The 13,699-nt window shown below is 28.7% G+C and carries 11 protein-coding genes; 10 read left to right on the plus strand and 1 reads right to left on the minus strand.

All coding sequences use genetic code 11. From position 1 onward, the window contains the following. Nucleotides 1-73: 73 nt before the first annotated feature. The 5 genes from HCG70_RS11420 (at nucleotide 74) to HCG70_RS11440 (ending at nucleotide 7,026) form a co-directional block, all read left to right on the plus strand. Nucleotides 74-1,366, plus strand: a complete 1,293-nt coding sequence (locus tag HCG70_RS11420) for an MBL fold metallo-hydrolase (protein WP_221697793.1) — start codon at nucleotides 74-76, stop codon at nucleotides 1,364-1,366. 506 nt (nucleotides 1,367-1,872) lie between these two features. After that, on the plus strand, nucleotides 1,873-2,544 hold the full coding sequence (locus tag HCG70_RS11425; RefSeq protein ID WP_042399380.1) for a DUF969 domain-containing protein: 672 nt from the start codon (nucleotides 1,873-1,875) through the stop codon (nucleotides 2,542-2,544). Between the two features lie 21 nt (nucleotides 2,545-2,565). Further along, the gene (locus HCG70_RS11430; protein ID WP_042399382.1) at nucleotides 2,566-3,495 is read left to right on the plus strand and encodes a DUF979 domain-containing protein; all 930 of its coding nucleotides are present in this window, start codon (nucleotides 2,566-2,568) and stop codon (nucleotides 3,493-3,495) included. A 188-nt stretch (nucleotides 3,496-3,683) separates the two neighbouring features. Next, nucleotides 3,684-4,325, plus strand: coding sequence for a pyroglutamyl-peptidase I (gene pcp, locus HCG70_RS11435; protein WP_042399386.1), 642 nt, complete (start codon nucleotides 3,684-3,686; stop codon nucleotides 4,323-4,325). A gap of 388 nt (nucleotides 4,326-4,713) precedes the next feature. Beyond that, a complete protein-coding gene (locus HCG70_RS11440; protein WP_221697794.1) occupies nucleotides 4,714-7,026 on the plus strand; it encodes a cation-translocating P-type ATPase in 2,313 nt (770 codons plus the stop codon). Between the two features lie 50 nt (nucleotides 7,027-7,076). On the opposite strand, the gene HCG70_RS11445 is transcribed toward HCG70_RS11440, so the two are convergent. After that, complete coding sequence (locus HCG70_RS11445; protein WP_042399393.1) at nucleotides 7,077-7,748, minus strand: cyclic nucleotide-binding domain-containing protein; 672 nt, start codon at nucleotides 7,746-7,748, stop codon at nucleotides 7,077-7,079. A 361-nt stretch (nucleotides 7,749-8,109) separates the two neighbouring features. Between HCG70_RS11445 and HCG70_RS11450 the strand changes: the two genes are divergently transcribed. The 5 genes from HCG70_RS11450 to HCG70_RS11470 all read left to right on the plus strand — a co-directional run bounded on the left by HCG70_RS11450 (nucleotide 8,110) and on the right by HCG70_RS11470 (nucleotide 13,601). Continuing rightward, nucleotides 8,110-9,168: a BMP family protein gene (locus tag HCG70_RS11450; protein ID WP_042399396.1), complete on the plus strand. Its 1,059-nt coding sequence runs from the start codon at nucleotides 8,110-8,112 to the stop codon at nucleotides 9,166-9,168. Nucleotides 9,169-9,278: 110 nt separating this feature from the next. Beyond that, nucleotides 9,279-10,787, plus strand: coding sequence for an ABC transporter ATP-binding protein (locus HCG70_RS11455; protein WP_042399399.1), 1,509 nt, complete (start codon nucleotides 9,279-9,281; stop codon nucleotides 10,785-10,787). Beyond that, a complete protein-coding gene (locus HCG70_RS11460) occupies nucleotides 10,777-11,874 on the plus strand; it encodes an ABC transporter permease (protein WP_042399402.1) in 1,098 nt (365 codons plus the stop codon). The genes HCG70_RS11455 and HCG70_RS11460 overlap by 11 nt, the downstream gene beginning before the upstream one ends. A 2-nt stretch (nucleotides 11,875-11,876) precedes the next feature. After that, complete coding sequence (locus HCG70_RS11465; protein ID WP_042399405.1) at nucleotides 11,877-12,794, plus strand: ABC transporter permease; 918 nt, start codon at nucleotides 11,877-11,879, stop codon at nucleotides 12,792-12,794. Nucleotides 12,795-12,803: 9 nt separating this feature from the next. After that, on the plus strand, nucleotides 12,804-13,601 hold the full coding sequence (locus tag HCG70_RS11470; RefSeq protein WP_042399408.1) for a metallophosphoesterase: 798 nt from the start codon (nucleotides 12,804-12,806) through the stop codon (nucleotides 13,599-13,601). Nucleotides 13,602-13,699: the final 98 nt, after the last annotated feature.

Below are 13,699 nucleotides of genomic sequence, written 5' to 3' on the forward strand. Positions count from 1 at the left end.
AAAATACGTTATTATAGAGTTATAAATTTACTAATGATGAAAATATTTAAGATACGAGGAGTTGTTTATAAATATGCTAAAAGATAAAAAAACAAAAATTACATTTCATAGTGGAGTCTTAACAATAGGTGGAACTATTATAGAAATTGCATATGAAGATAGTCATATATTCTTTGATTTTGGAAGTGAATTTAATCCAGCGGCAAAGGTTCAGCCTAGTGATTTACAAGGATTATTAGATAATAAATTAGTACCATATTTAGATAATATATTTGATCCAAAGATACCATTAAAGGGGTATAAATCAAAAGAAAACAAGTTCAATGATACCGCTGTATTTTTATCTCATATTCATTTAGATCATTCGAAAATTGTAAATTATTTAAACTCTGAAATACCATTGTATACATTAGAAGGTACAAAATCATTATTAAATACATTGAATATTAATAATGATTTTATTTTTCCTTTATATGAAAAAGGGCAAACGAATACAAGAGAAGTAATTGGTGTTGAAGAAAATGAAATTATTAATGTTGGGAAAATTAAAGTTAAAGTAATGCCAGTTGATCATGATGCATATGGGGCATGTGGGCTATTAATTGAAACGCCAGATTTAAAGATAGCATACTCAGGTGATATAAGATTACATGGGTATAGGGAAAATGATACTATTAATTTCTGTAAAGAAAGTAAAAATTGTGATGTTCTATTAATTGAAGGGGTAAGTGTTTCATTTCAAGATTTTGGAGAAAAATTAAGAGAAAATGAAGCTGAAAATGAGGAAGAGCTTATAGAAAAAATAAACGAAGTTGTTAAAAGTAATCCTGATAAACAGCTTACATTTAATTATTATATTGCTAATGTGGAAAGAATATTAAATATAATTAAAACTAACCCAAGAGTTGTTGTGTTAGATGCATATTTTTCATATGTAGTTAAAGAAGCTACAGGAATAGCAACTTATTATTATCAATTAGATAATAAAGATTATGGCTTAGATGAAAACTTAAGAGTTGATTTTAAAGAATTAATAAATGATGAAAGTAAATATTTTTGGCAGTTAGATACACTTGCATTAAAATATATAGATAAATTAAAGAAAAAAGGGATTTATATACATTCAGATGCATCTCCATTAGGAGATTTTGACCCTAGATTTGCACCATTTGTGAAACAATTTGAAGATAATGATATTGAATTTAAGATGATGTCATGTAGTGGTCATGCTAGGCCTTATGATTTAGTAAAAATAATTAATTTAATTACTCCAAGGTTGTTAATTCCAATTCATTCATATCATCCAGAAAAACTTTATAATGAGAATAGAGATATGCTATTACCTAAAAAGGGTCAAATAATATAATATTTGATATATAAATAGAATATATTTAAACAAAAGTATTTATGAGAGGAAGAGAAGTATATTTAATGCTATATTATTTATATTACTTTTATTATTAATTTTGGGACTTTTAGTGTATATATTAGAAATAATTAAATAGATAATAAAAGTATCTAAACTTATAGGTAGGTATGAAAGAGAAAATGAATTTGATATTAAAGAGATTGCTAAAGTTAGCAATCTCTTTAATATTATGAAGAAATATACATACAATTATGAATAATTATGAATAATTATGAATAATATTGAATAATTATTCGGAGATGATTAGCTTATATATATAACCTAAATTAGCCAAATATATAGATGCAATTATTTATAATGCTATATATTAACACTTTGTTAATTAAATCGGTATTAAATTAAACAATTAGCATAAAAGAATAAAAAAAATACAGAAAATTGTAGACAAATGTATAAAAAAGAAGTATAAATATAATATAAGAAATAGTGGAGGGATGATTTAAATGGTGCTAATAGGAATTTTGATGGTAATAGTAGGTTTTGCATTAAAACTTGATAGTATTGCTGTAATAATAATATCAGCATTGGCTACAGGGTTTGCAGCAAACATGGATATAACTGAAATACTATCAATACTTGGTAATACATTTGTTAATCAAAGATTAATAACAATTTTCATATTAACTTTACCTGTAATAGGAATATCAGAAAGATACGGATTAAAAGAAAAGGCAGTTGCATTAATTAAACAAGTAAAAAATCTTTCAACAGGAAAGCTTTTAACACTTTATTGTTTAATAAGACAAATTGCAGGAGCTATGTCATTAAGAATAAGTGGACATCCTCAATTTGTTAGACCATTAATAAATCCAATGGCTCAAGGTGCAGCAATAAGTAAGTATGGAAAGATAGATGAAAAAACAGAAGCTAAAATAAAAGCTGCAGCAGCATCTATGGACAACTATGGTAACTTCTATGGACAAAACCTTTTCCTAGCAAGTTCAGGAGTTTTATTAATTGCTAATACATTAAGTGATTTAGGATATGCAACATCAGGGTTAGATATTGCAAAAGCATCAATACCTGTAGCAATAATTGCATTTGGATTAGTTGTAATTCAAAACATTTTACTGGACAAGAGATTAGAAAGAGAGTTTGGAAAAAAGAATAAATAGTTAACAAAGGAGAAGACGCATATGGATTTTGCAGCAATTTCTAATATGTTATTAGAAATATTCTATATAATAATTGGAATTATGATGTTAAATACAGCAGTATTAACATTAAGAGATAAAAATCATAAGGCAAAAATAGGGACATCTCTATTTTGGGCATTATTAGGAATAATATTTATATTTGGACCGTACATACCATCAGTAGTTGTTGGTGGAATATTAGTAGTTATAGCAGTACTTACTTTAACTAAGCAAGTTAAACCAGGAACTGTTAAAGCATTAGATGAAAAATTTGGAGAAGAACAAGCAAAGAAATTAGGTTTAAAGGTATTTGTACCATCATTAGTTATAGCTTTAGCGGCTTTAGGGATTGCACAATTTACAGCAATTTCAGGAACAGCAGCTATAGGTGTTGCAGCTGTTATTGCAGCAATAGTAACATTTGTTATTACAAAAGCAAAACCAAGAGTATTAGTTGAAGAATCAGATAGAATGCTTCAATCAGTAGGTGCAGTAAGTATATTACCACAATTATTAGCAGCACTTGGTGCATTATTTACAGCAGCAGGAGTTGGAGATGTAATTTCTTCAGGAATATCAGGTATATTACCTCAAGGAAATATATTCATAGGGGTTACTGCTTACTGTGTAGGTATGGCATTATTCACAATGATTATGGGAAATGCTTTTGCAGCATTTTCAGTAATAACAGTTGGTATAGGTATACCATTTGTATTTGCACAGGGTGCTAATGTGGCTATAGCAGGAGCTTTAGCTTTAACAGCTGGTTACTGTGGTACATTATTAACACCAATGGCAGCTAACTTTAATATTATGCCAGCAGCTTTACTTGAAATTGAGGATAAAAATGCAATAATCAAGCAACAAGCTCCTGTAGCATTAATTTTATTAGCTATTCATATTTTATTAATGTACTTCTTAGCATTTTAATTTAATGAATAATTGTATATAATGTTATTATAAATGAAACTGAGCATCTTAGGATGTTGAGTAAATTCAATTAGATAAATTATAATTAAAAATTTTATTTATGAGATATTTTCTTTAAATGTTTTGATTAAAGGAAATATCTCATATTTGCCAAAAAGACAAAATGTAAAATGAGGGAGAAGATGAAAATGAAGGTATTAATAACAGGATTTGATCCATTTGGTGGAGAAAGTATAAATCCAGCTTTAGAAGCTGTTAAATTATTACCAGAAAATATTAGTGGAGCAGAAGTAATTAAGTTAGAAATTCCAACTGTTTTTAGAAAATCATTAGCTAAAATAGAAGAAGCTATAGAAAAACATAATCCAGATATAGTTATTTCTATAGGTCAAGCTGGTGGAAGATTTGGAGTTACACCAGAAAGAGTTGCAATTAATATTGATGATGCAAGAATAGAAGATAATGAAGGTAATCAACCATTAGATATAGCTATATACGAAGATGGAGAACCAGCATACTTTTCTAACTTACCAATAAAGGCTATGGTTAAGGAAATTAAAGATGGTGGACTTCCAGCATCAGTTTCAAATACAGCAGGTACTTTTGTATGTAATCACGTTATGTATGGTTTATTATACTTAGTTGATAAAAAATATCCTAACATGAAAGCTGGATTTATTCATGTTCCATATATACCTGCACAAGTAGTAGATAAACCAGAAAAGCCATCAATGAGTATTGTTGATATTAGTAAGGCATTAGAATTATCAATAAAGGCAGCAGTTGAAAATGATAATGATATCAAAGCTGTTGGAGGAACAATTTGTTAATTAATTTATCTGTTTTTAAATTAATAGAAAATAGATAATATTTAGCAAATAGCCAATTTATTTATAAAACATAAATTGTAAATTGTTTATAATATTAAATGGGTTTTAAAGCGATGGAGCTTTTATTCTTAGGGATAAAGGCTCCATTTTTTGTTTTATAGTAAAAGAAAAGATACTGAATTAATTTAATTGATGCAGTATTTTTATAACTCAAAATATGGAAGAGATATATAATTTAAAAACTATATTATAGAAAAATTTTAAAATTTAACATAGATTTTACATTATATAGATATAATAAGTGTTATTATAAGTAAAAATATAGATACATATTGAAAAGGTACTATAAAAATAATTACTAGAAGAATTGATATGGAGTGTGGTTAATGTGGGAGAACAGCAAACTATATTAGGATTAACACAAGAGGAAGTATTAGATAGAAAAGAAAAAGGAAAAATAAACATTGTTGAAGAAAAAACTGTAAAATCTAATTGGGAGATTATTTCAGGTAATGTATTTACATTATTCAATTTATATAATTTTCTTATTGCTATTGCTTTAATGTCAGTTGGTGCATATTCTAATTTAGCATTTATGCTGATAATTATATTGAATATATGTATTGGTAGTTTTCAAGAGATACATGCTAAAAACTTGGTAGCAAATTTATCTGTACTAACAGTATCAAAGGTTGATGTAATAAGAGAAGGAAGAGAAATTAGTATAGATGTCGATGAAGTAGTTTTAGATGACATAACTATATTAAATATGGGAAATCAAATTTGTTCAGATTCAGTTGTTATTGATGGGAAAATAGAAGTAAATGAATCTTTACTTACTGGAGAGTCAGACACAATTATAAAGTTACCAGGAGATAAATTATTTTCAGGGAGTTATGTTGTTAGTGGAAAATGCTATGCGAAAGTTGAGAAAGTAGGAAAAGATAATTTAGTAGCCGAAATTACATTAAAGAGTAAAAAACATAAGAAGATAAATTCAGAATTATTAAGCTCAATGAGAAAGGTAACAAAACTTACTAGTTTAATCATAATACCTGTAGGAGCATTGTTATTTATAGAGGCTTATTTTGTTAGAAATCAACTAATTAAAAGTTCTGTAATATCAACATCAGCAGCATTATTGGGAATGCTACCAAAAGGACTAGTTTTATTAATTAGTATATCCCTTGCAACAGGTGTAATAAAACTTGCGAAGAAAAAGGTATTAGTACAAGACTTATATAGTGTAGAGACATTAGCTCATGTAGATACATTATGTCTTGATAAGACTGGTACTATTACAGAAGGAAAAATGAAAGTTTCTAATGTTGTAAAATTTAATGAGGAAATAATGCCAATTTCATTAAAACAGGCCTTAAGTGCTTTTGTTAATGAAATTGGAGATAATAATGGAACTTTTCAAGCATTAAAAGATTACTTTAAAGAAAGTGATACATTTGAAATTGAGTATAAGAATACATTTTCATCTGAAAGAAAGTGGAGTTCTATTTCATTTAAAGACATAGGATCTATAATAGTTGGAGCACCTGAAAAATTAATATTAAAGAGCAACTTTACAATGGATGAAAGTTTGGTAGAAGCACAAAAGCAAGGTAAAAGAGTATTACTCGTAGGATACTCTAAAGAGGTAGTAGAAGATGTATTACCTGATATAGATATAATTGCTTCTATAGAATTGTCTGATCCATTAAGGAAAAATGCAAAAGAAATGCTTGGATTTTTTAAGGGGGAAGTCGTAACAGTAAAAGTAATTTCAGGTGATAATCCATTGACTGTTTCTAGTATAGCTAAGCAAGCAGGATTAGAAGATTATGAATCATACATAGACTTATCTACTATAAAAAATGACGATGAAATAATGGAAATAGTTGATAAGTATAGTATATTTGCTAGGGTTTCTCCAAATCAAAAAAGTTTATTAGTTCAAGCTCTACAAGCAAAAGGACATACAGTTGCAATGACAGGGGATGGAGTAAATGATGTTATTGCATTAAGACAAGCTGATTGTAGCATAACTCTTCCAGAAGCTAGTGATGTAGCTAAGCAAGTATCACAAATAGTACTTTTAAATTCTGACTTTAGTGTTTTAAAAGATGTATTAATGGAAGGAAGAAGAGTTGTAAATAATATTACTAACGTTGCTACAATATTTTTCATAAAAACATTATATTCTGTAATGTTATCAATATTGAATATTATAACTTGTACAGCGTTTCCATTTATGCCAATACAAATTACATTAATAGATCTTGCTATTGAAGGATATACATCATTCTTTTTATCATTTGAACCAAATGGAAAGCAAATAAAAGAAAAATTTTTAAAGAGTGTATTAAAGAATTCATTGCCATATGCTATAGTGATAATAATAAATATCATAATTTTATATTTAATAGCTCCAGCTTTAAATATAAAATTATATGAAATGACTACGATTATGTATTACATGATTGGATTAACAAGTATTTTAGCTGTAATAAGAGTGTGTAGACCATTTAATAAATTGCGTTTATTTTTATGTACAACAACAGCAATAGGATTTTTTGTAGCAGCAATTTTATTTAGAAGTATATTACATTTGAGCAATTTAGGAACACAGGAAATAATAGTATTTTTAGTAATGGCAATATTAAGTATAGTCGTAATATTAATAAAGAATTATTTAATGAGGGCTAAATAATATTCTATAACATAAAAAACTGTATTGATTTTATAATCAATACAGTTTTTTTAGGTTATAGAAGAATTTGAAGCAACTTTTTCTAAATAATCTCTATCTATTATCTTGTAATATTTTCCGTTTTTAAAAAGTTTATTTGTACTACAAAATGAATTAATGATTCTCAACAAATGTCTATAGCTTGCACATAAAAGCTCGGCGCATTCTGTTAGATTATAAGAGAAGATTCCATCTTTCTCAGTTTTTAAGATAAAAGATGCTAAACGGCTTTCTAATGATTCATAAAGATTGGTGCAAGTGTTATTATTCATATAACTAAGTCTTTCACCAAGATTTTGACAAATATATCTTAAGAATACTACATCATTTAAAAGAAGACTTCTATATTGCATAGATATGCCAATACAGTATGCCTTTGAACTAGCTTGAACTGAGGCAGTTGGAGGTTTGTCCCATAAACTGCAGGTTTCACCTATAATTTCAAAAGAATTAAAATGGGTTATAGACATTATTTTACCAGATGTGGAATGAGAGAAAACTTTTAATTTTCCACTTACTAAAAAATATAGATAATTAGAGCATTCTCCTTCGTTAATTAAGAAATCACCTTTATTTAAAGAAAAAAGTTCTAAGTAGTTATTAATATCTTGTGAAAATAATTTAGAAATACCAGTATTATTAATGTATTTATCTAGTAATACATTATCCGTAATCTTTATCATAAGTTCCTCCAAATAAATGAGTAAATTAATAATATTATTCGTATATTCGTGTCATTATTTTAACATAACAATAGACATATAACAATAAGGTCTTAGGCTAAGAAAAATAAGGAAAAATCACTACTTGGTGAATAAATAAGCAAATATATGATTAATAAATATTAAGTAAAATGCTAAATATTTATTAAAAGAGTATTCAATATATATGTAGTTAAATAAAAATATTAAGGTAAAAAGCGAATGATGAATAAAAAAAATAAAATAATATACAGTTTTTTGGTCGAAATATGACATAAGTCATATTTTTTTATCACCATAATCATTATAATCAAGGTATAAATGAATTTTAGGAGATGAAATAATGAGAAAAATAATAACTTCTTTACTGCTTATTATGACTACACTTCTTTTTGCTGGATGTTCAAACTCTGGAAATAAGGAATCAGCAGGAAGCAAAGGTGATAATGGTGATTATTCAAATTTAAATATAGCTTTAATTTCTGATACAATCGGAACTGAAAAATTTATTCTTCAAGCATATGAAGCTTTAGAAGAAGCAAGTAAAACTTACGGATTTAAAATGACATCTATTGAATGTACTGATACTGCTGCATGGGAAGAAAATACACTTGCTGCATCTAACGAAGGGTACGATTTAATAATAGGTATTGGTTGGCAAGCAGCTGATCCATTTAGTGATGCTGCAGATAAATTCCCAAATACAAAATATGCTGTAATTGATACAACTGCATCTAATGGAAAAGTAACAAGCTTTGGATTTGATGAGGCACAAGGTTCATACGTTTTAGGGGTAATGGTTGGAACTGCTTTCCCTAATGAAAGCTTATATGGATATATTTCATCATTCCAAACACAAGCTACATATAAATACAGATATGGATTTGCAGAAGGTGTAAAATCTGTTAACCCAGATGCTAAATTCATGTACAACTACACTAATTCTTACAATGATACTAACTTAGCTTATGAATATGCTTTACAACAAAAAGCCGCAGGAGCAAACTTTATTTTTGGTGGGGTTTCTGCTAGTGCAAACTCTGGTATATACCAAGCTGCTCAAGAGTTAAGCAAAAAGGGTACACCAATATATACAACAGGATTAAGTGTAGACCAAACTACTTCTGAAAATGCAAGTATTATTAGCGGATTATTAAAGAATACAGGGGCTGTTGTAGATACTATAATTGAGAGATTCTTAGCAGATGAATTAAATGGTGGTTCACAAATTCTTGGATTAAAAGAAGGTGCATTTGGAGTTGTTGGTGTTTCTCCAGAAGAAATGAATTATAGAAATACTAAAATTATAACTGATGAAGTTATAGCAGCGGGTAAAGAAGCAGCAGAAAAAATTATTTCAGGGGAATTAATAATAGAAGTTCCTGAAGAAGCTGCAAACTAATTAGAATATAAAATTAGTACGTAGTACCAATTATATAAGGGGCATAAGCGATTTTAGCTTTGCCTCTTATTAATATTCTAGATTAATTTAGAAAAAGGAGTAACTTGGATATGCTTTTAGAAATGAGAAATATAGTCAAGACATATGGTAATGTAGTGGCTAACAACAAAGTTAATATAAACCTTAATAAGGGAGAAATACTTGCTGTTGTTGGAGAAAATGGTGCTGGAAAGTCTACTATAATGAAGATACTTTATGGATTGGAAAGACCTGATTCGGGAGAAATATTTATCAATGGAAATAAAATGAATTTTCATAATCCGTCAGACGCTATGCAAGAAGGAATTGGAATGGTACAGCAACATTTCATGCTTTTTGAGTCAATGACTGTTGCAGAAAATATTGTATATAAAAATGAAATGAAAAGAGGAGTATTCTTCGATTATAAAAAGAATATTAAAGTGGTAGAAGATCTGTCAAAGCGTTACATGTTACAAGTGGATCCAAGTGCTATTGTAGGGCAATGTCCAGTAGGGCTTCAACAACGTGTAGAAATATTAAAAACACTTTATCAAAATGCGGATGTCATTATTTTTGATGAGCCTTCAGCAGTACTTACACCTATTGAAGTAGATGAACTTTTAAAGACTATGAAGCAATTAGCTAAGTTAGGAAAAAGCTTAATAATTATAACTCATAAGCTTCATGAAGTTATGGAAGTTGCAGATAGGATTGTAGTAATGAGACTTGGAGAAGTTGTAGCTGAAAGATTAAAGAAGGATACAAGTGTTGAAGAGTTATCGTATTTAATGGTTGGAAGACAAATAGCTAATAGAGTAATTCCAGAAAAGGAAACAAAGGAACAACTTTTAGAAGTTAAGAACTTAATATTAAAGGGTGAACATGATAAAAATATCTTAAATAATGTTAACTTACATATTAAAAAAGGTGAGATAGTAGGTATTGCAGGTGTATCAGGAAATGGTCAATCTGAGCTAATTCGATGTATAACGGGTTTAGAAAAAGTTGATGGTGGTAATGTAATTATCAATAATAAAGATATTACAAATCATACTGTAATGAATATTAGAGAGTCTGGTATTGCGCATATTCCTGAAGATCGTTATATGTGGGGAAGTGCACCAGATGCAACATTAGCTGAAAATGCATTAATGGGATATGAAGATAATAAAGAATTTTCTAAAAAGGGAATTTTAAATATTAATAAAGTAACAAAGCATGCAACAGATTTGATTTATAAATTCCGTGTTAAGGCAGATTCACCTTCACAAAAAATAAAAGAACTTTCAGGTGGAAATGCACAAAAACTTATTGTTGCAAGAGAAATATCTATGGAAACACCACTTATTATTGCTTGTGAGCCTACAAGGGGAATTGATATAGGTGCAATAGAGTTTATTCATGATCAGCTTGTTGAAAAAAGAAATAAAGGAGATAGTGTATTATTAGTATCTTCAGAGTTAAGTGAAATTATGGATTTAAGTGATAGAATTTACGTTATTTATGAGGGTGAAATTGTTGGTGAATTTAAAAGAGGAAGTATTGATGAAAAGGAATTAGGTCTTTTAATGGTAGGAGGTAAGAATAATGAAAAGTAAAAATTCGTTATCTGGGAGTATTGCAAAGAGTAGACTTTCAAATATATTTGAACCATTAAAGCATCCTCTACAAGCTATTGTTGTTGGAATATTATTAGGTGGTGTAATTATTGCATTTTCTGGATTTAATCCTTTTGAAGCAATTATAGGAATGTTTAAAGGTGGATTTGGATCTGCTTATTATTTAACTACGACTTTAACACGTTCAGTTCCTATTATATTTGCTGGTCTTGCTGGTGCATTAGCTTGGGGATCAGGTTATTCAAGCTTAGGTGCTGCGGGTCAAATGGTTTTAGGGGCATTTACTTCAGCAGTTGTAGCTGTGATATGTCCAGGCCCACCAGCTTTTGTTGTTGCTATGTCTCTTATAAGTGGTGCAATAGTAGGTGTTTTATATTCACTTATTTCAGCTTATGTAAGTGAAAGATTTAAGCTAGATTTACTTATTATAACTCTTATGATGAATTATGTTGCTGATTATATAGCTTCTTATTTTACAACATATGTTGTAAAGGATCCGCTAGGTTTAGATTCTTCAGCAATTCAAACACAAAAGTTAACTGATAATATTTTACCTAAGATGTTTGAAGGATATTCATTACATTGGGGATTTGTAATTTCAGTTATTTGTGTATTATTTGTACTTTTTATAATGAAGAGAACAAGCTTTGGATATAAAGCAAAAATGGGTGGATTAAATTCTAACTTTGCAAACTATGGTGGTGTTAATAGTACTAAGATGATGTATTATGTATTAATGCTTAGTGGGGCATTAGCAGGACTTGGTGGTGCATGTGAAGTTTTAGGAACAAGATATCGTTATGTAGATAGTATGATTACATCGCCAGGTTATGCATGGACTGGTATTATAGCTTCATTAATGTCAAGCAACCACCCGGTTGGTATTTTAGTTAGTAGTATTTTCTTAGCTGGAATTACTACAGGCGGAAGTACTATTGAGCGTAGTATGGGAGTTCCATCAGAAGTAACAACAATTATTCAAGGAATTATTACTTTACTAATTACAGCGAGATTTGCTGTAAAGTGGTATAAAAAGAAAAGTGCAACAGGCAAGGAAGGAGTATAGTAATGGAGTTAAGTATAGATTATTTAGCAGTGGTAGCTAATTCGACTCTTCGTATGATGACACCTATTTTATTAGTGACTTTAGCTGCAGCTATATGTACTAAAGTACGTATTTTTAATATAGCAATGGAAGGAACAATGTTAACAGGAGCATTTTTCAGTATTGTTGCTAACTATTATACTCATAATGTATTTTTATCTGTTCTTGCTGGAGCAATTAGTGGAATGATAGTATCTGCTATTGTAGGATTTTGTATAATTAAATTAAAAGCATCCCCAGTTGTTGTTGGTATGGCAACAAATACTATGATGGGAGGAGTAACAACATATTTACTTTACATAATTTTCAAAACAAAAGGAGTATTTACTGATACTAGCTTAGTAAGCCTTCCCAAAATAGATTTACCTATTATTAAGGATATTCCTATATTAGGGACTATTTTTTCAGGATTAACAATTATTGATTATTTAGCATTTATATTAGCGATAGGAATGTATATTTTCTTATATAAAACGGTATTAGGATATAGATTACGTGCCGTTGGAATTAATAAAGAAGCTGCTAGAAGTCTTGGTACACCAGTAGAAAAATATCAATTCCTTACTATAAGTTTATCAGGTATATTATGTGGATTAGGTGGGGTTCTTCTTTCTATGGGAACTGTAACATTATTCATGCAAAACATGACTTCAGGGCGTGGATATATTGCTATGGCAGCTAATAACTTAGGTAAATCTCATCCAATAGGGGTACTTTTATCAAGTTTATTTTTTGGATTCTCACAAGCAGCTGGAAATGTACTTCAAAATACATCATTAAAAACACAAATTACTGCATCTATACCTTATGTAGCTACAATAGTCGCACTTATATTATTTAGTATACAAACTAAAAGAAATAAGAAAAAGAGAATTAAGTAGGTGTAGAATATGAAATTTTTACATTTATCAGATATTCATTTCTTAAGAGAGTATCCTAAGGCTGAAAAGGGGTATAATGCTATTTTTAATGATATGACAAGTCCTTTAATTCAGCTAAAAAAGGCTTTAATTATGGTAGATTTAAGTAAAATTGATTTTGTTATTATAACTGGTGATTTAGTAGAATCAGGAATGTATGAGGATTATTTTAGCTTAAAATGTGAATTAGAAAAGTTATTAGGTAATGTTCCTTATATACTTACATTAGGAAATCATGATAATAAGGCAGCTTTTTATAAGGGATGGTTTAATAAGGAGTGTAACGAGCCTTATAATACTGTTAATGAAATTGATAATCTTAGAATTATTAGTTTTGATAATTCAGTATATAAAAATAGTGATGGATTTATTTCAAATGAACAGTATAAGTGGTTAGAAAATCAATTAAAGGATAGTAGTAAAAAAGATACTATTTTAATACTTCACCATCATCTTATAAAAGATCAATTTACTACACCGTCGGTGGATATAGATGATAACTTTGAAAAGATAATAAGGGAAAGTTCATTAGTTGGAATTTTTGTTGGGCACACTCATCATCCTTTTAATGGGAGTTTTGCGGACAAACCATATTTTTCAACAGGTAGCCTTAGTTTTATAGGGCATGATGAGGGTAATGGAATAGTAAGGTTTGAGGAGAATGCTCAGTTTAGTATTTGTACATATGAAGATGGTAAAATATCAGTAGAAGTGATTTCAGCATCAAATGATAATAAATTATTAGGAATAGTTAATTTTAAAGAATAAATATAAAAGGTACCTATTTAGTTTTAGTGTTGTATTAAAGAAATAGATTACTATTGCTTTTAAAGTAAAAGTGAGTATTAACGAAATTTTTTCGATAA

It is taken from the genome of Clostridium sp. K04 (genome assembly GCF_019734375.1).
In the GTDB taxonomy this organism is placed as follows: Bacteria; Bacillota; Clostridia; order Clostridiales; family Clostridiaceae; genus Clostridium; species Clostridium saudiense.